The organism is Kitasatospora sp. NPDC101157 (assembly GCF_044768255.1).
In the GTDB taxonomy this organism is placed as follows: domain Bacteria; phylum Actinomycetota; class Actinomycetes; order Streptomycetales; family Streptomycetaceae; genus Kitasatospora.
Genome location: NZ_JBIWPL010000008.1, coordinates 56,391 through 73,804, shown reverse-complemented (window position 1 = coordinate 73,804; position 17,414 = coordinate 56,391). Strand labels below are relative to the sequence as shown.

General features: G+C 71.4%; 17 protein-coding genes and 1 riboswitch. Of the genes, 10 read left to right on the top strand and 7 right to left on the bottom strand.

What is annotated here, in order from left to right:
* The first annotated feature begins 35 nt into the window (after window positions 1-35).
* The 8 genes from sodN to ACIRVF_RS19060 all read left to right on the top strand — a co-directional run bounded on the left by sodN (window position 36) and on the right by ACIRVF_RS19060 (window position 6,422).
* Window positions 36-431 carry a superoxide dismutase, Ni gene (gene sodN / locus ACIRVF_RS19095; RefSeq protein WP_030057980.1) on the top strand — a complete coding sequence of 132 codons (396 nt, stop codon included), beginning with the start codon at window positions 36-38 and terminating at the stop codon, window positions 429-431.
* 88 nt (window positions 432-519) lie between these two features.
* Window positions 520-665, top strand: a riboswitch (cobalamin riboswitch).
* 96 nt (window positions 666-761) lie between these two features.
* A complete protein-coding gene (locus ACIRVF_RS19090; protein WP_402818696.1) occupies window positions 762-1,814 on the top strand; it encodes a FecCD family ABC transporter permease in 1,053 nt (350 codons plus the stop codon).
* Entirely contained in the window at window positions 1,811-2,716 is a 906-nt protein-coding gene (locus tag ACIRVF_RS19085; protein ID WP_402818693.1) for an ABC transporter ATP-binding protein, read from the top strand. Before ACIRVF_RS19090 ends, ACIRVF_RS19085 begins: the two co-directional genes overlap by 4 nt.
* Before the next feature lie 9 nt (window positions 2,717-2,725).
* Entirely contained in the window at window positions 2,726-3,718 is a 993-nt protein-coding gene (locus ACIRVF_RS19080; RefSeq protein WP_402818691.1) for an ABC transporter substrate-binding protein, read from the top strand.
* Between the two features lie 90 nt (window positions 3,719-3,808).
* Window positions 3,809-4,192, top strand: coding sequence for a nuclear transport factor 2 family protein (locus tag ACIRVF_RS19075; RefSeq protein ID WP_402818689.1), 384 nt, complete (start codon window positions 3,809-3,811; stop codon window positions 4,190-4,192).
* Window positions 4,193-4,201: 9 nt separating this feature from the next.
* Window positions 4,202-4,678, top strand: a complete 477-nt coding sequence (locus ACIRVF_RS19070; RefSeq protein ID WP_402818686.1) for a GNAT family N-acetyltransferase — start codon at window positions 4,202-4,204, stop codon at window positions 4,676-4,678.
* Between the two features lie 186 nt (window positions 4,679-4,864).
* A complete protein-coding gene (locus ACIRVF_RS19065; RefSeq protein WP_402818683.1) occupies window positions 4,865-5,275 on the top strand; it encodes an anti-sigma regulatory factor in 411 nt (136 codons plus the stop codon).
* A 154-nt stretch (window positions 5,276-5,429) separates the two neighbouring features.
* Window positions 5,430-6,422 (top strand): RNA polymerase sigma factor SigF, encoded by a 993-nt coding sequence (locus ACIRVF_RS19060; RefSeq protein ID WP_402818680.1) that lies wholly within the window; start codon window positions 5,430-5,432, stop codon window positions 6,420-6,422.
* 94 nt (window positions 6,423-6,516) lie between these two features.
* On the opposite strand, the gene ACIRVF_RS19055 is transcribed toward ACIRVF_RS19060, so the two are convergent.
* The gene (locus tag ACIRVF_RS19055; RefSeq protein WP_402818677.1) at window positions 6,517-6,933 is read right to left on the bottom strand and encodes a hypothetical protein; all 417 of its coding nucleotides are present in this window, start codon (window positions 6,931-6,933) and stop codon (window positions 6,517-6,519) included.
* Between the two features lie 50 nt (window positions 6,934-6,983).
* Here ACIRVF_RS19055 and ACIRVF_RS19050 point away from each other — a divergent pair, with 50 nt between their 5' ends.
* Both ACIRVF_RS19050 and ACIRVF_RS19045 read left to right on the top strand, forming a co-directional pair.
* Window positions 6,984-7,955 (top strand): diacylglycerol/lipid kinase family protein, encoded by a 972-nt coding sequence (locus tag ACIRVF_RS19050; RefSeq protein WP_402818674.1) that lies wholly within the window; start codon window positions 6,984-6,986, stop codon window positions 7,953-7,955.
* 369 nt (window positions 7,956-8,324) lie between these two features.
* Window positions 8,325-8,576: a WhiB family transcriptional regulator gene (locus ACIRVF_RS19045; RefSeq protein WP_014138019.1), complete on the top strand. Its 252-nt coding sequence runs from the start codon at window positions 8,325-8,327 to the stop codon at window positions 8,574-8,576.
* Between the two features lie 454 nt (window positions 8,577-9,030).
* On the opposite strand, the gene ACIRVF_RS19040 is transcribed toward ACIRVF_RS19045, so the two are convergent.
* The 6 genes from ACIRVF_RS19040 to ACIRVF_RS19015 all read right to left on the bottom strand — a co-directional run bounded on the left by ACIRVF_RS19040 (window position 9,031) and on the right by ACIRVF_RS19015 (window position 17,341).
* The gene (locus tag ACIRVF_RS19040) at window positions 9,031-10,551 is read right to left on the bottom strand and encodes a sensor histidine kinase (RefSeq protein ID WP_380411942.1); all 1,521 of its coding nucleotides are present in this window, start codon (window positions 10,549-10,551) and stop codon (window positions 9,031-9,033) included.
* A gap of 456 nt (window positions 10,552-11,007) precedes the next feature.
* On the bottom strand, window positions 11,008-12,066 hold the full coding sequence (locus tag ACIRVF_RS19035) for an SIS domain-containing protein (RefSeq protein ID WP_402818667.1): 1,059 nt from the start codon (window positions 12,064-12,066) through the stop codon (window positions 11,008-11,010).
* Between the two features lie 215 nt (window positions 12,067-12,281).
* Window positions 12,282-13,556, bottom strand: coding sequence for an extracellular solute-binding protein (locus ACIRVF_RS19030; protein WP_402819142.1), 1,275 nt, complete (start codon window positions 13,554-13,556; stop codon window positions 12,282-12,284).
* A 372-nt stretch (window positions 13,557-13,928) separates the two neighbouring features.
* Entirely contained in the window at window positions 13,929-15,482 is a 1,554-nt protein-coding gene (locus ACIRVF_RS19025; RefSeq protein WP_402818665.1) for a glycoside hydrolase family 3 protein, read from the bottom strand.
* A 6-nt stretch (window positions 15,483-15,488) separates the two neighbouring features.
* On the bottom strand, window positions 15,489-16,316 hold the full coding sequence (locus ACIRVF_RS19020) for a carbohydrate ABC transporter permease (RefSeq protein ID WP_402818662.1): 828 nt from the start codon (window positions 16,314-16,316) through the stop codon (window positions 15,489-15,491).
* Window positions 16,313-17,341, bottom strand: a complete 1,029-nt coding sequence (locus ACIRVF_RS19015; RefSeq protein ID WP_402818660.1) for a carbohydrate ABC transporter permease — start codon at window positions 17,339-17,341, stop codon at window positions 16,313-16,315. The genes ACIRVF_RS19020 and ACIRVF_RS19015 overlap by 4 nt, the downstream gene beginning before the upstream one ends.
* Window positions 17,342-17,414 lie beyond the last annotated feature (73 nt).

The following is a 17,414-nucleotide window of genomic DNA, read 5'->3' as shown; positions in this document are numbered from 1 at the left end:
TCGGGCGCGGGAAGACGATCTAAGGAAGGACTCCCATGTTCTCTCGTCTGTTTGCACCGCGTGCCACCGCTCACGCCCACTGCGATCTGCCGTGCGGTGTGTACGACCCGGCGCAGGCCAAGCTGGAGGCCGAGTCGGTCAAGGCCACCCAGGAGAAGTACCAGGCCAACGAGGACCCGCACTTCCGCGCCCGCGCCATCATCATCAAGGAGCAGCGCGCCGAGGCCGTCAAGCACCACATCTCGGTGCTGTGGAGCGACTACTTCAAGGCGCCGCACTTCGAGAAGTACCCGCAGCTGCACAAGCTGATCAACGACACCCTGAAGGCCGCCTCGGCCGCCAAGGCGTCCACCGACCCGGCCACCGGCCAGGCGCTGCTGGACCTGATCGCCGAGGTCGACAAGATCTTCTGGGAGACCAAGCAGGCCTGAGCCTGACGCGTCGCCACCCGGCCGCCCCCGTCCGCTCCGTCGGACGGGGGCGGTCGTGCGTTCACGTGCGATCCACCCCTGGTAAGGACTGCTCGGCATGAGTGACTGTTATGCTGCCAGGGCGTCCGAGGGGGAAGTCCGGTGCGAATCCGGCGCTGACCCGCAACGGTGAGCACGGCCCGGAGCCCTCGGGTCGCGCCAGCCCGATCACCCCCGGCCGCTGAACTCCCGACAACTCGCCGTGGACTGCGAGGGGAAGGCGCCCGGACACGCCCCCGGCCGGCGCCCGCCCCGGCACACCCCGCGGCCCGAGGCAAGGCGCGACCGCACGTGAGTGACCCCGTTCGCCGAATACCGACCGTCCCGCTCGCCCTCGGCCTGGCCGTCGCCCTGCTGCTCTCCCTGCTCTGCGGGGTCGCGTTCGGCACCTCCGGGATCGAACTGCCCCAGGTGCTGCGCCTGTTGGGCGCCGGACTGACGGGCGGGCGGCTGGACGCGGACGAGGCCGCCGGATACGCGATCGTCTGGGAGATCCGGCTGCCGCGCACCGTGCTGGCCGCCGTGGTCGGGGCCGGACTGGCCGCCACCGGGGTCGCCGTCCAGGCACTGGTGCGCAACGCCCTCGCCGACCCCTTCGTGCTCGGCATCTCTTCCGGCGCGGCCGTCGGCGCCAACGCCGTGCTGCTGTTCGGCGCCTTCGCCTCGCTCGGGGTGTGGGCGATCTCCGTCTCCGCGTTCGGCTCCGCGCTGGCCGCCATGGCGCTGGTCTACCTCGCCGCCCGCACCGCGTACGGGCTCACCCCGCTGCGGCTGGTGCTCACCGGCACCGCCCTCTCCTACGGCTTCTCGGCCGCCACCACCCTGATGGTGTTCTCCGCCGACCACGCCGAGGCCGCCCGGGACGCCATGATGTGGCTGCTCGGCAGCCTCGGCGGCGCCACCTGGGGCTCGGTGCCGATCGCCGCCGGCACCGTCCTGGCCGGGCTGGCCCATCTGACCTGCTCCGCCGGACGGTTGGACGCGCTCGCCATGGGCGACGAGACCTCCGCCTCGCTCGGGGTGGACCCGGACCGGCTGCGCCGGGAGCTCTTCGCGGTGACCGCCGCCGTCACCGGCACCGTGGTCGCGGTCAGCGGGGCGATCGGCTTCGTCGGGCTGCTGGTGCCGCACCTGGCCCGGATGCTGGTCGGCGCCGGGCACCGGCGGGTGCTGGTGGTCGCACCGCTCGCCGGGGCCCTGCTGCTGGTCTGGGTGGACATCACCTCGCGCACCCTGCTGGCGCCCGCCGAACTGCCCGTCGGGGTGTTCACCGCGGTGCTCGGGGTGCCCGCCTTCCTGCTGATGATGCGCCGGCGCGGCCAGGCCCTCGGGGGCGGACGATGACCGGGACCTCCAGGACCACCGGGACCACCGGGACCACCGGGACCACCGGGACGACCGGGACCGCCGGGACCGCCGGGACCGCCGGGACTCCCGGACCGACCGGGACCGCCGGGACGGTGGCGGCCGAGGAACTCTCCGTCGACGGCGTCTCGGTGGAACTGGCCGGTGCCCGGCTGGTCCACGAGGTGAGCCTGGCGGCCGCCGCCGGCCAGATGGTCGGGCTGATCGGCCCGAACGGCAGCGGCAAGTCGACCCTGCTGCGCTGCGTCTACCGGGTGCTGCGGCCGGCCGGCGGCGTCGTCCGGCTGGCCGGCGACGACCTGCACGCGCTCACCGCCCGCCGGGCGGCGACCAGGGTCGCCGCACTGACCCAGGAGCACACCGCCGAGTTCGACTTCACCGTGGCCGAGGTGGTCGCGATGGGCCGGCTGCCGCACCGGCGCGGTCCGGGCGGTCCGAGCGCCGAGGACCACGAGCGCTGCACCGCCGCCCTGCGCAGGGTCAGGGCCGAACACCTCGCCGGGCGCGGCTTCCTGAACCTCTCCGGAGGCGAGAAGCAGCGGGTGCTGTTCGCCCGCGCACTGGTCCAGGAGCCGCGCCTGCTGGTGCTGGACGAGCCCACCAACCACCTGGACGTCGCCCACCAGTTGGAGGTGCTGGCACTCGCCCGCGAGGCCGGGCCCACGGTGCTCACCGCACTGCACGACCTCAACCTGGCGGCGGGCCACTGCGACCGGCTGTACGTGCTGGAGGCCGGACGGATCGTCGCCGCCGGACCGCCCGCCGAGGTGCTCCGACCCGCCCTGCTGGCCGAGGTGTTCGGCGTCCGGGCCACCCCGGTCCGCCACCCCGGGACCGGCACCCTCCAGCTGCTGTTCGACCGCCTCCCCCGAACCCCCTGAGGAACTCCCGTGCGCATCAAGGCCGTTGCCTCCGCCGCCCTGCTCACCCTCGGACTGACCGCCTGCGGCGCCGAGATCGCCCCGAAGGAGGCCGACGCCGCCTCCGCCCACTACCCGGTGACCGTGACGAACTGCGGCGAGCGGCACACCTTCCCGCAGAAGCCCGCCCGGGTGGTGACCAACGACGTCAACATCACCGAGCTGATGCTCTCCCTCGGCCTGGCCGACCGGATGGCCGGCTACGTGATGCCCGACGACAAGGGCCGGGTCGACCAGGTCCCCTGGAAGGACGGCTACCAGCGGACCACCTGGCTCTCCAAGAAGGTGCTCACCAAGGAGATCGCCCTGGACGCCCGGGCCGACCTGGTGTTCGCCGGCTGGCACTACGGCTTCGACGAGGGCAGCGGCGTCACCCCGCAGGCGTTCGAGGCCCTGGGCATCGACTCCTACGTGCTCAGCGAGTCCTGCCGCAGCGGCACGGGGAGCGAGCGCGGGGTGATGGACCCGCTGGACGCGCTCTACACCGACCTGGCCAACCTCGGCGAGATCTTCGACGTCAAGGACCGCGCCGACGCCCTGATCGCCGATTCGAGGGCGAGGATCGCCGCCGTCCCGCAGCCCGAGCGCCGTCCGTCCGTCTTCCTCTACGACAGCGGACAGGACAAGCCGTACACCGCCGGGAAGTTCGCCGCCGCGAACGGGATCATCGCCAGGGCCGGCGGCACCAACGTCATGGGCGACCTCGCGGACACCTGGGTCACCGCCGGCTGGGAGAGCGTGGTGCGGCGCGACCCCGAGGTGATCGTGATCAACAGCTACGCGACCCCGAGCGCCGAGGAGAAGCGGGCCTTCCTCAAGTCCTTCCCGCCGCTGGCGAACGTCTCCGCGATCAGGAACGACCGGATCGTCGTCATGGACTACGTCGACCTGGTCGAGAGCCCGCGCAACCCGGCCGCGATCAGCACCCTGGCCGACTTCCTGCGCACCGTCCCGGCCCGCTGACCGGTCCGCCCGCGGCCCCGTTCGAAGCCTCCGGTGGGGCGTACGCTCGAAGGTGCGAAGCCGAGGGACCCCGACCGGAGGAGCGAGACCATGAGCACCATGGCGGCCCCCGCCGCCTTCGACACCCGAGCGCTGCGCGAGGGCATCGAGCGCCGCGACGCCGAGGCCCTGCTGGCGCTGTACGCCGAGGACGCCGAGCTGCGTGTGGTCGACCGCAAGACCCAGCCCAGCCACCCGCTGGTGATGCACGGGCGGGACGAGATCGGCGCCATGCTGGACGACGTCTACGGCCGCGAGATGACCCACAAGCTCGAACAGGTGGTGGTCCAGGGCGACCACGTCGCCTTCCTGGAGTCCTGCCGCTACCCGGACGGGGTGCGGGTGCTCATGGCGTCGATGGCCGATCTGCGGGACGGCCGGATCGTCGACCAGACCTCCGTCCAGGCCTGGGACGAGACGGGGCCGGAGCAGTAGGCTCGCGGCATGATCCGCACCGCCGTCGTCACCGACGTTCCCGTCGTCCTGGCCATGATCCGCGAACTGGCGGAGTACGAGAAGGCCCCGCAGGAGGCGGTGGCCACCGAGGAGCAGCTGCGCGAGGCGCTGTTCGGCGCCAACCCGGCGCTGTTCGGCCTGATCGCCGAGGACGACGCCACCGGCGAGCCGGTCGGCTTCGCGCTCTGGTTCCTCAACTTCTCGACCTGGCGCGGCACCCACGGGATCTACCTGGAGGACCTGTACGTCCGCCCGGCGGCCCGCGGCGGCGGCCACGGCAAGGCGCTGCTGCTGGAGCTGGCGCGGATCGCCGTGGAGCGCGGCTACGCGCGGGTGGAGTGGTCGGTGCTCGACTGGAACCAGCCCTCGATCGACTTCTACAAGTCGCTCGGCGCGGTGCCGATGGACGAGTGGACCGTCTACCGTCTCACCGATGAGGCACTCCGGGCCGTCGGCAGCCGTTGAACGGCCGGAGCCGGGCGACGTAGTACAGGCACCGGGCAACGTACAGGCACCGGGCAACGGAGTACCGGCAAAAGGCCCTGCCACCCTGCGTGGTAATGCCTTACCATGAGTAACTCCCGCACCGGGTGCGGAGGACGCCCCCCCGGGGGTACCAAGCAAGCACAGCGCGTCACCCAGGAGGCAAGGGTGTCCCAGATCGACAGCGATCTCGGAGTTCAGGACTTCGTGGAGGTCCGGCTGCCCGCGGCGGGGGCCTATCTCTCCGTGCTGCGAACAGCGACGGCCGGGCTCGCGGCCCGGTTGGACTTCACCCTCGACGAGATCGAGGACCTGCGGATCGCGGTCGACGAGGCCTGCGCCATCCTGCTCCAGCAGGCGGTGCCGGGCTCCGTGCTGTCCTGCGAGTTCCGGCTGGTCGGCGACTCGTTGAAGGTGACCGTCGCCGCTCCGACCACGGACGGCAAGGCGCCCGAGCGCGACACCTTCGCGTGGACGGTGCTCTCCGCGCTGGCCGGCGAGGTGGACTCCTCGGTCGCGGAGGACAACACCGTGACGATCAGCCTGCACAAGAAGCGCGGCGGGTCCCCCGCCCACTGACGGGCACCGAGCAGCACCCTGCAAGGGCCGTCCGCCGTACCCCCTCCGGGGCCCGGCGGGCGGCTCCCGGTACCGCCCCCGGGGCGGTACGACCAACGAGACGATTCCGGGGCCGACGGCCCCGGTGCTCCCGGAACGGAACGGGGGAATGGCCGTGAGTGATCTGGACCGTACCGGCCTCGCGACGGCGGGACCTGCCGTACCGACCCAGGCGAGCGTTTCCGGCCTCGCCGCCAACGACGAAGCGCACCCGAAGGACGCCCACCGGATGAGCCACCCGACCGAGCCGACGTCCGAGCCGACGCCCGCCTCCGCTCCTCCGCCGGAACCGGCGGAGGAGGCCGCGGAGTTGCACGGCGCCGTGCCCGCCCAGGGCTCGCACCGCACCGGCGCCCCGGACCGGGAAGCCGCCCGCGCGCTGTTCGTCCGGCTGTCCGCGCTGCCCGAGGGCTCCCCGGAGCGCGTCGAGCTGCGCAACCAGCTGGTGCGGATGCACATCCCGCTGGTCGAGCACCTCGCCCGGCGGTTCCGCAACCGGGGCGAGCCGCTGGACGACCTGACCCAGGTCGCCACCATCGGGCTGATCAAGTCGGTGGACCGCTTCGACCACGAGCGCGGGGTCGAGTTCTCCACCTACGCGACGCCGACCATCGTCGGCGAGATCAAGCGGCACTTCCGCGACAAGGGCTGGGCGGTACGCGTCCCGCGCCGCCTGCAGGAGCTGCGGCTGTCGCTCACCACGGCGACCAGCGAGCTCTCCCAGCGGCACGGCCGCTCCCCCACGGTGCACGAGCTGGCCGAGCACCTGGGCATCTCCGAGGAGGACGTCCTGGAGGGTCTGGAGTCCGCCAACGCGTACTCCACGCTGTCCCTGGACGTGCCGGACAGCGACGACGAGTCGCCGGCCGTGGCGGACACCCTGGGCGCCACCGACGAGGCCCTGGAGGGCGTCGAGTACCGCGAGTCGCTCAAGCCGCTGCTGGCCCAACTGCCGCCCCGCGAACAGAAGATCCTGGTGCTGCGGTTCTTCCGGAACATGACCCAGTCGCAGATCGCCGCCGAGGTGGGGATCTCCCAGATGCACGTCTCCCGGCTGCTGGCGCGCACCCTGGCCCAGCTGCGGGAGAAGCTCCTCGTGGAGGAGTGACCCCGAGCGGGAACACCGACGGCCGCCCAGCTCCCGCTGTGGCGGCCGTCCGGCTGTCCGGAGCGCTCCGGGGCCTGCCTGCGGCCCCGCGCGCTCAGCCCTCCCGAGGGGCGTAAAGGGCGGCCGTGGACTTCGGGTTGAGCAGCGCGCCGATGCCCACCAGGCCGAGCAGGCCGACCAGCGCGCCGACCGCGATCATCGCGCCGCCGCTCTGGACCATGTAGTAAGCGACGGGCAGGCAGATCGAGTTGGTCAGCACCGCCGGACTGCGGCCCCAGCGGCGCTCCTTGAGCAGCGCCCGGGCGGCCAGCACCGGCAGCACCCCGAGCAGCACGATCACCAGGCCGCCGAACTCGTTCAGGGCGAGCTGCTTGGCCTGGCCCGACAGCGCGGACACCATGTCCGAGACGCCGACGACGGCCAGCGCGGCGCCCTCCAGGGCGGTGATGGCGGCGCCCAGGGTGAGCGAAACCGGGCGAGCGGGTGCGGGGGCGGAGGTTTCTGCGGTCACTCCAGCAGGGTAGCCGCCGGTCGGTCCGTACCGCCCCGTAGGCTTTCCCCATGCGCGCTCTCCTGGTCGTGAACCACAAGGCCACCACCACCAGTGGCCGGACCAGGGACGTACTGATCCACGCCCTGCGCAGCGATCTCAAGCTGGACGTCGCCGAGACGCAGTACCGGGGCCACGCGCGCGACCTGGCCCGGGAGGCGGCGGCGGACGGCACGGTGGACCTGGTGGTGGCACTGGGCGGTGACGGCACCGTCAACGAGGTGGTGAACGGGCTGCTGACCCACGGCCCGGGCGAGAGGGTCCCGCGACTGGCCGTGGTGCCGGGCGGTTCGACCAATGTCTTCGCCCGCGCGCTGGGCCTGCCCAACGACCCGGTGGAGGCCACCGGCGCCCTGCTGAACGCGCTGGAGCAGGGGCACGAGCGGCCGATCGGGCTGGGCAAGGCGATGACCGAGGGCCTGCCGGACCGCTGGTTCACCTTCACCGCCGGCCTCGGCTTCGACGCCGGGGTGGTCGGTCGCGTCGAGGAGCAGCGCCGGGCCGGCCGCAGGTCCACCCACGCCCTGTACGTCGGGCAGGCCCTCCGGCACTACTTCACCCAGCGTGAGCAGCGCCGCTCGGGCCCCGTCACCCTCGAACTCCCGGGCCACGGAACCGTTCCGGGCCTGGTGCTGGCCATAGTCAGCAACACCTCGCCGTGGACGTTCCTCGGCAACCGTCCGGTCTACCCCTCACCCCTCGCCTCCTTCGACACGGATCTGGACGTCTTCGGCGTCACCCGGATGACGGCGTTCGGTACTGCTCGAACGGTCCGTCAGATCCTGCGGTCGCACGCGCCTTCGAGCGACGGCGCCCCACCCGCCGGCCCGTCCGGAAAGCACGTCGTCTCCTATCACGACGTCAGACACTTCACCTTGGTTTCCCAGGAACCCGTGCCGTTCCAGGTCGACGGGGACCATCTTGGAGACCGGAGGCGCGTCAGTTTCACAGGCGTACGGCGGGCACTGCGTGTGATTGTGTGACCGGAAGGGGGGTTCGCCCTTCTTCTCGAACGCACAAGCCCCCTTCACTCCATAGAAGTACTGGCTGTGAGCTAGGCGACACCGAAGAATCAAAAATTCCTCCCCGAAGGGGGTTGTATCCGAGCCCGAGGTTTGCGAACCTCTACATGGCGATCGGGACACATCGCAGCGACGGCAACTCCGGAACCACAGGAGCGCCGACCGCGGAGTGTCCCTCGAATCGCCGAATCCCCCTCAGCACAGACCACCCGGGCCCGGCGGGCCTTTGGTCTCTTTTGCTGTTGTGGGATTCGTGAAAGCGTTCACATTCACAAGCCATTCGATTATGCCGATCGGGCCACCCCCCGCGGCAGGAGGAGTTGGACGACCATGGACTGGCGCCACCGCGCTGTCTGCCGCGAAGAGGACCCGGAGCTGTTCTTCCCGATCGGGAACACCGGTCCTGCTCTGCTGCAGATCGAGGAAGCCAAGGCCGTGTGCCGCCGCTGTCCGGTGATGGAGCAGTGCCTCCAGTGGGCTCTTGAGACCGGCCAGGACGCCGGCGTCTGGGGCGGTATGAGCGAGGACGAGCGTCGCGCGATGAAGCGCCGTGCCGCCCGCAACCGCGCCCGCACCGCCTGATCAGTAGCGTCTGATCACACGCCGTAGCACCGGTAGTAACCGCTGTACCGATCAACACATGATCAAAGGCTTCCCTGCACTTCCTGGTGAAGCCTTCCGCACCAAGGGCCTTGCCCAGCGAGGCCCCGCGACACAGGACCGTCCAGCCACTTGATACTGTTCACTTAGAGCAATATTGTGGAGCTGTGACGCTCACCGTGTGCAACGCACATGTCAGGTGTCGCACCACCCAGAGCCCCCGTTCCGGCCGACTCCCCCCGACGGCCGGAACGGGTTGAGAGGCCCTGTCGACCCACCCCCCCCGGTCGACAGGGCCTCGTTTCTGTTTCCGCCCCCGGGTTCCGTGCAGCGGCTTCCGTGCCCCGGTTCCGCCCCCCGGTTCCGTGCCCCGGCGTACGGAGCGCGCACCCGGCGCGTCCGCCGAACGCACGCCCCGACCGTGCGCCGCAACGCATCAACGCACCGGGATCTCCAGGATCACCTTGGTCCCGCCGTCGGGGCCGGCCACCATGTCGAAGGTGCCGCCCAGCTCGCCGGTGGCCAGCGTCCGGACGATCTGCAGCCCGAGGTTGCCGGCCGTCTTCGGGTCGAAGCCCTCGGGCATGCCGCGGCCGTCGTCCTGCACGGTGATCAGCAGGTACTCCTCCGGCCGGGCGCCGCCGTTCCAGCTGTCCGACCAGCCCTTGCCGGTGGCCGGGGCCCGTCCGCGCAGGGCGCTCACCTCAAGGTTCCCGGAGGCCGTCGGGCCGAAGGCGTGTTCCAGGGCGTTCTGCAGCAGCTCGGTCAGGACCATCGACAGCGGGGTGGCCACCTCGGCGGAGAGGATGCCGAAGCTGCCGCTGCGGCGGGTCGCCACCCGGCCGTCCTGGGACAGCTCCATCACCATCGCCAGCACCCGGTCGGCGATCTCGTCGAAGGCCACCTGCTCGTCCAGCGCCTGGGAGAGCGTCTCGTGCACGATCGCGATCGAGCCGACCCGGCGCACCGCCTCGTCCAGCGCGGCCCGGCCGGACTCGGACTCCATCCGGCGGGACTGCAGCCGCAGCAGGGCGGCGACGGTCTGCAGGTTGTTCTTCACCCGGTGGTGGATCTCCCGGATGGTGGCGTCCTTGGTCATCAGCTCGCGGTCTCGCCGACGCAGCTCGGTGACGTCCCGGCAGAGCACCAGCGAGCCGGTGAGGGTCCCCTTGGGCTTGAGCGGGATCGCGCGCAGGGTCACCACTCCCCCCTGTGCCTCCACCTCGGTCTGCCGGGGCGCCCAGCCGCTGGCGAGCTTCACCAGCGCCTCGTGGACGGCCGAGCGGGAGGGCGGGGCGAGGTCGGCGGTGGCCCGTCCGAGGTGGCTGCCGACCAGGTCGGAGGTGAGGCCGAGCCGGTGGTAGGCGGAGAGGGCGTTGGGGCTGGCGTAGGTGACGATGCCGTCCGCGTCCAGGCGGATCAGGCCGTCGCCGACCCGGGGGGCGGCATCCATGTCGGCCTGCTCCACGCCGGGGAACGGGAAGCTTCCGGCCGCGATCATCTGGGCCAGGTCGGAGGCGCTCTGCAGGTAGGTGAGCTCCAGCCGGCTGGGGGTGCGCACGGTCAGCAGGTTGGTGTTGCGGGCGATCACCCCGAGCACCTTGCCCTCGCGCCGGACCGGGATCGACTCGACCCGCACCGGCACCTCCTCGCGCCACTCCGGGTCGCCCTCGCGCACGATCCGCCCCTCGTCGAAGGCGGCGTCCAGCAGCGGGCGGCGCCCGCGCGGGACGAGGTGGCCGACCATGTCGTCCTGGTAGGAGGTGGGTCCGGTGTTGGGCCGCATCTGCGCCACGGAGACGTAGCGGATGCCGTCCCAGGTGGGGATCCACAGCACCAGGTCGGCGAAGGAGAGGTCGGAGAGCAGCTGCCACTCCGAGACCAGCATGTGGAGCCATTCCACGTCGGCCCCGGTCAGGGTGGTGTGGCGGCGGACGAGTTCGTTCAGCGAGGGCACATGGCGAGCGTAGCGCCGCCGGTCGGGGGCGGGCTCGGCGGACCGTGCGGTGGGGGTGGACGACCGCCCGTAGTTGTTTAGACCAATTTGCCGGGAGGCCTGGACAATCAAGATTGGTCTAGTCCACAATGGAAGAGCACCAAGGAGAGGGCCACCGCGCAACTGCCCTGACCGCGCGCGGCTTCTCCTCGGTCGGACGCCGGCGATCGTGGACCCCGCACAGTCCTCGATCGCCACCGGTGCCCGACGACAGCTCCGGGCTGCGGTGCCGCACGGGTTGAGGGTCCCGTGTCGGCGCCGTGGCCCGTAGTGCTTTCCGGCCCGTTTCCGCGGCCGCCCGAACCACGTCCCGCCGCTCAACGGGCAGCCCCCCGTCCACAGCCTGTGGACGGGGGGCTGCCCGTGCGTGCCGCGAGCCCCAGCGGGCCTCGGCGGGCCCGGCGGGCCCGGCGGGTCTCAGTGGGTCTCGGTGACCTTGGCCAGGGCGCGCGGGGCGTCCGGGTCCTGGCCACGGGCGATGGTGACCTCGTGGGCCAGCTGCTGCAGCGGCAGGATCTCCAGGATCGGCTGTACCTCCTCCGGCACGCCGGCCGGCAGCGCGAAGCCCGCCGAGGCGGCCTCCACCTGGGCCCGCTGCCCGATCACCACCAGGTCCGCGCCCCGGCCGCGCAGCCGGTCCAGCACCGGCTGGAGCGCCTCGCCGCCCTTGCCGTCCGGGACGATCGCGATCACCGGCGAGACGTTGTCCACCATGGCCAGCGGGCCGTGCAGCAGGTCCGCGCCGGAGAACGGGGTGGCCGGGATGTACGTGGTCTCCATCAGCTTCAGCGCCGCCTCCCGGGCGGTCGGGTAGCCGTAGCCGCGCGAGGTGATCACCAGGCGCTGGGCGAAGCGGTACCGCTCGGCCAGCGCCCTCACCTCGGCCTGGCGGGCCAGCACACCGGCCGCCAAACCCGGCAGCTCCTTGGCCGCCGAACCGTCCCCGCCGCGCAGGCCCTCGACCAGCAGGTAGAGCGCCAGCAGTTCGGCGGTGTAGGTCTTGGTGGCCGGCAGCGCCTTCTCCGGGCCGGCCAGCACGTCGATGTGGAACTCGGAGACCTCGGCGAGCGGGGAGTCGGGGTTGTTGGTGACGGCGAGGGTGATCGCCCCGGCCTCGCGGGCGGCCTTGGTGGAGGCCACCAGGTCCGGCGAGCCGCCGGACTGGCTGACGGTGATCACCAGGACGTCGGTGAGGTCCGGCTGGGCGCCGTACGCCGTGATGGTGGACATCGAGGTCAGGCCGGCCGGCTTGCCGAGCAGGATCTCGACCAGGTACTTGGCGTAGAGCGCCGCGTTGTCGGACGTGCCGCGCGCGGTGAGCAGGACGAAGCGGGGGCTGCGGGCGGCGATCCCGGCCGCGATCTCGCGGATCTTCGGCGCTCCCTCGTCGAGGATGCGCTGGAGGACGGCCGGCTGCTCGGCCATCTCCGCCGCCATGATCCGGCCGGGGACGGAACCGTTGTGCGGGTCGGACATCTCGATGCCTCCGGGGTACGGGTCGACCCCGCCCGGGCGGGTTGCCGGACGGGGACCTCCACGGCGGCGAGTCCGCACACTCGCTGCGCTTCTTCGCGGGCCATCCTACGAGCGCGCCCCCGGCGCGGCACCCCCGGCGGGGCGGCCCGGACCGCCGCCCCGCCGGGGAGCGCCGGAGGGGCGTTCGGGGGCGCTCGGCGTACGGATCCGGCCCGTCAGGACGGGTTGTTGATCAGCTGGTCGATCGCCGCGTCGGCGTCCTTGGTGGCCTGGTCCACCGACTTGCCCTTGAGGATCGCGGTCAGCATGTCGGGGATGATCTTCTGCTTCTCCACCGCGCCCCAGCCGGGTGCCAGCGGGGTGAACCAGGCGTCCGGGACGGCGTTGGCCGCGGCGGCGGTGGTGGGCTTGCTCTTCAGCGGGTTCAGCTGGGTGAGGTTGTTCGGCAGGATGTCCTTGTCGGCGAGCGCCTGCTCGGACCTGGAGCTGGTGAACATCCGGATCCAGTCGGTGGCCGGCGCCACCTGCTGGGACTTGGCGGTGACGGCGAGGTCGGAGCCGCCGATGAAGGTGGGCAGCGGCTTGCCGTCCGGGCCGGGCATGGTGGCCACCTTGACGGCGTCCTTGAGGCCCGGGTCGCCGGTGACCGGCGCGGTGACGCTGGCCGCCTCGAAGCCGTTGCCGTAGAAGGACGCGGCGTGCCCGCGGGCCATCGCCTCGTACTGGTTCTGCTCGTTCTGCGTCAGGTCGCCCTTGTTGTACTTGCGGACCAGGTCGACGAAGTGGCCGATGCCCTGCTGGGACTTGGCGTCGTGCAGGGTGCCGTGCCAGTTGCCGGAGCTGTCGAACTTGGCGATGCTGCCGCCGTACGCGGCCACGTAGCTCATCGCGGCGTACCAGTAGGGGCCGGGCAGGTAGAGCGGGGAGAAGGTCCGGTCGCCCCGGTTCCTGTCGGAGATCTTGTCCAGGACGCTCAGCAGGTCGCCCTCGGTCCTGGGGAACTCGGCACTGCCGGTGGCCTGCTGGAAGGCGGAGGAGTTGTAGATGGCGACCCGGGCGCCGGCGTAGTACGGGACGCACCACAGCTTGTCCTGGTAGGCGCAGGTGTTGGCGAGCGCCTTGATCCAGCTGTCGGAGTTGTCGAAGGTGGTGCGGTCCACCGGGGCGAGCGCACCGGAGAGCACGTACTTCATCGTCTCGGTGTTGCCGAGCTCGACCACGTCGGGGGCACTGCCGTCGGCGAGGGCCTTGTCGAGCTTGCCGACCTTGTCGGCCCAGCCCTGGTACGCCAGCTTGAGGCTGATCCGCGGGTACTTGGCCGCGAACTCGTCATTGACCCGCTGGACCAGGTCGGGCCAGTTCTTCTGGGCGTCGTCCATCAGCCAGACGGTCACGGTGCCGGTGGCCGCCTTCGGGTCCGCGGCCGCGCTGCCGGCTACCGAGGGTGATCCGGACGAGGAGCAGGCCGTCAGCCCGGCCGCCAGGGCCATGATTCCGAATGCGGACACGAACTGACGCTTCGTCACGTCATTCTCCGAGGTGCTAGGGCCGAGGGCGGTGCCGGGAGGGATCGGAGTGGACTTTGGCCTAGACCAACGGTGGTGTCAACGGCCAACTCCCCTTCCTGCCAAGGCCGTTGCCGTTCCGTTGTACCCCGCCGGAGTTCGGTGGCGATCGGTCGTCGACCTGTCACCCTAAGTCGTGCTTAAGGGGGATTTAAGGCCCTCTTGAGGGAGCACCGTCATCCGGCGGAAGCGTGGGCCGACGGCCGGAGAACGGGACGGGCCCGCCATGCGGCATGCGCATGACGGGCCCGTCGGCCAACGCCTCCCGGTCACGGCCGGTGACGTCTCCCCCGCGGTTCAGCCGATCGCTCCCGGCTGCCCGGTGAGCACCTCGACGGCCGCCAGTCCGCAGACCCGGGCGGCGCCGTGGGTGGCGATGTACAGCGCGCCGACCGGCTCGGACTGGGGCAGCCCCATCTCCACCACGGCGGCGTCCGGCCGGGCCGCCACCAGGCGGCGCAGCGCGGCGGCCATCCAGGCGTGCCGGTGCGCGTCCCGCACCACCAGCACCAGGCGGCGGCCCTCGGCGCCGGCCACCAGCTCGGCGACCAGCGCGTCCAGCAGCTCCGGCGCGGCCTGGTCGGCCGACACCTCGCGGGTGCGGCTGCCGGGGAAGCGGTCGGCCAGCATCGCGGCCACGCCCCACGGGGTCACGTCGCCGACCGCGATGTTCGGCTCGTCCGAGAACGAGGCCACGTACGGGCGCTCGCTCACCGGCAGCACCTCGCGGCCCGGCGCCCGGACCACCTTCAGCGCCCGGCGGGCGGCCCGCAGGCCCACCGCGAGGTCCGGCTCGGGCTGCTCGCCCTGGGCGGCGATCCGGCCCCAGCTGCCCAGCGCCCGGACCCGGTCGGCGGCGTCCGCCAGCCGCTCCTCGCCGAGGCCGCCGGAGCGCACGCCCGCCACGATGGCGTCGCGCAGCATCAGCACGGTCTCCTCGTCGGCCAGCCCGCCGCCGACGCAGATCGCGTCCGCACCGGCCGCCAGCGCGAGCACGGTCCCCTCGCCCATGCCGAAGGTGTCGGCGATGGCGCCCATCTCGATCGCGTCGCTGACGATCAGGCCCTGGTAGCCGAGGCCGCCCTCGGCCGGGGCGGCGCGCAGCAGGTCGCGCAGCACGGTCGGGCTCAGGGTGGCCGGCAGCTCGGGGTCCAGCGCCGGGACCATGATGTGGGCGGTCATCACGGCCTTGGTGCCGGCCGCGATCGCGGCCTGGAACGGCACCAGGTCGCGGGCGCGCAGCACGTCCAGGTCGACGTCGATGACCGGCAGGCCGTGGTGCGAGTCCACCGCGGTGTCGCCGTGCCCGGGGAAGTGCTTGGAGCAGGCGGCCACGCCGGCCGACTGCAGGCCCTCCACCCAGGCGGCGGTGTGCCGGGCGCACAGCTCCGGGTCGGCGCCGAAGGAGCGGACGCCGATCACCGGGTTGCGCGGGTTGGAGTTGACGTCCGCGGTGGGCGCCCAGTTGTAGTTGACGCCGGCCGCGGCCAGCGCCCGGCCCAGCTCGCGGGCGACGTCCCGGGTCAGCGCCGGGTCGTCGATCGCGCCGAGGGCGAGGTTGCCCGGCCAGGATGAGCCGGAACCGGCCTCCAGCCGGGTGACGTCGCCGCTCTCCTCGTCGATCGCGATCAGGAGGTCGGGGTTCTCCGCGCGCAGCGCCCGGGTGAGCGCGGAGAGCTGGTCGAGGTCGACCACGTTGCGGTCGAACAGCGCGACCGAGCCGAGCCCGGCGGCCAGGTGGCGGCGCAGCCAGGCGGGCGGCTCGGTGCCGACGAAGCCGGGCTGCAGGACGGTCAGGGCGTCCCGGTGCAGCTGGTCGCTGGCCGGGGCGGTGGGTACGAGGATGCTCACGGTGGCTCAGCCCTTCACGGCGCCGTCGGTCAGACCGCCGACCGCCTTGCGCTGCAGGAAGACGAACAGGATCAGCACGGGGATGGCGAACATCGTGGAGGCCGCCATGGTCGCGCCCCAGTCGTTGCCGAAGGCGGTCTTGAAGGAGGACAGCCACAGCGGGAGGGTCTTGCCCTGCTCCTTGTTGACGATCAGGACGAGCGGGAACTCGTTCCACGCCGTGATGAAGCCGAACAGCGAGGTCGACATCAGCCCCGGGGCCAGCAGCGGGAAGATCACCTTCACGAAGGCCTGGGTGCGGGTGCAGCCGTCCACCATGGCCGACTCCTCCAGCTCCTTCGGCACGGCGGCGATGAAGCCGCGCAGCGTCCAGATGGTGAAGGGCAGGACCATCATCATGTAGAAGAAGGTCAGCGGCAGCAGGCTGTTCAGCATGTCGTTGTCGCGGGAGATCATGTAGACCGCGATGGTCATGACCTCCCAGGGCGCCATCTGCGCCATCATGATGACCAGCACGAAGGTCTTGCGGCCGCGGAACTTCATCCGGGCGACGGCGAAGGCCGCCAGGGTCGCGATCACCAGCGAGATCACCACCGCGCCGACCGTGACGGTGATGCTGTTGGTGACGTACGTCCAGAAGTCCGGCGCGTCGACCGCGGTGGTGAAGTGCTCGAAGGTCGCGTCGAAGGGGATGAAGACCGGCGTCTTGCTGATGATGTCGTTGTTCTGCTTGAACGCGGTCGCGATCATCCAGTAGACGGGGAAGATGAAGAAGACGATGAGGACGACCGCGATCACGTTCGGCCAGGTGCGTCCGAAGAGAGAGCGCCTCACAGCTCGTCCTCCTGCTTGATGATGATGCGGAAGTAGTACGCCATCAGGACGCCCAGCATCAGGATGGTGAGCACCGCGATCGCGGCGCCGACGCCGTAGTGCTGGCTGCCCGAGCCCTCCAGGAAGGCGTGCACCGGCAGGGTCCGGGTGAGCTTCTCGGGGCCGCCGCCGTTGATCGCGTAGATCTGGGTGAAGGACTTGAACACCCAGATGACTTCGAGGAAGGTCGTGGCCAGGAAGAACGGCTTCAGGTTCGGGAAGATCACCGCACTGAAGATCTTCGCGGAGCCGGCGCCGTCCATCCGGGCGGCCTCGTAGAGCTCCCTGGGGATGGTGGTCAGACCGGCGTACATGTTGAACGCCACGAAGGGGATCGACATCCAGACGATCAGCAGGATGACGACGAAGAAGGTCGAGTACTCGTCGCTCATCCAGTTGTAGTGCGCCATCGAGTGCCAACCCAGCTGGTCCAGCATCCAGTTGACGACGCCCCACTGCTCGTCGAACAGCCAGGTGTAGACCGTGGTCGCGGCGACCACCGGCATGGCCCAGGCCATCAGCAGCGCGATCGACAGCGCCAGCCGCATCCTCTTGCCGAGGTGGTTGAGCAGCAGGCCGACCAGGGTGCCACCGACCATGATCAGCACCACGTTGACCAGGGTGAAGACGACGGTGCGCCCGGTGACCGCCCAGAACTCCGGGTCGCTCAGCTGCTCCTTGTAGTTGTCGAAGCCGGTCCACTCGGTCAGGTGCATCACCAGCTGGCGCCGGTTGAGGTCCTGGAACGACAGCAGGAAGGTCTTCAGCAACGGCCAGCCGAGCAGGACGACGGTCGCCGCGACAGCCGGCAGCAGCAGCAGGTACGGGGCGAGGCGGGAGCCGATGCCCGGTCCCCCCGCCGGTCTGGTGCGCTTCGGCGCGGCGGCCTCGGCCCCGCCGCCGGCGGCACTGGTGTCGATCTCGGCCACAACAGCCTTCCCTGACTCCGGGGACTGCGTCTGCACCCGATCCGAATGCACAGCCATCGTTCTCACTTCCTCACAACCCGGCCACGACGGACGGGCGCCGCCCACCGACCCCCCGCCGGGGGCCGGTGAG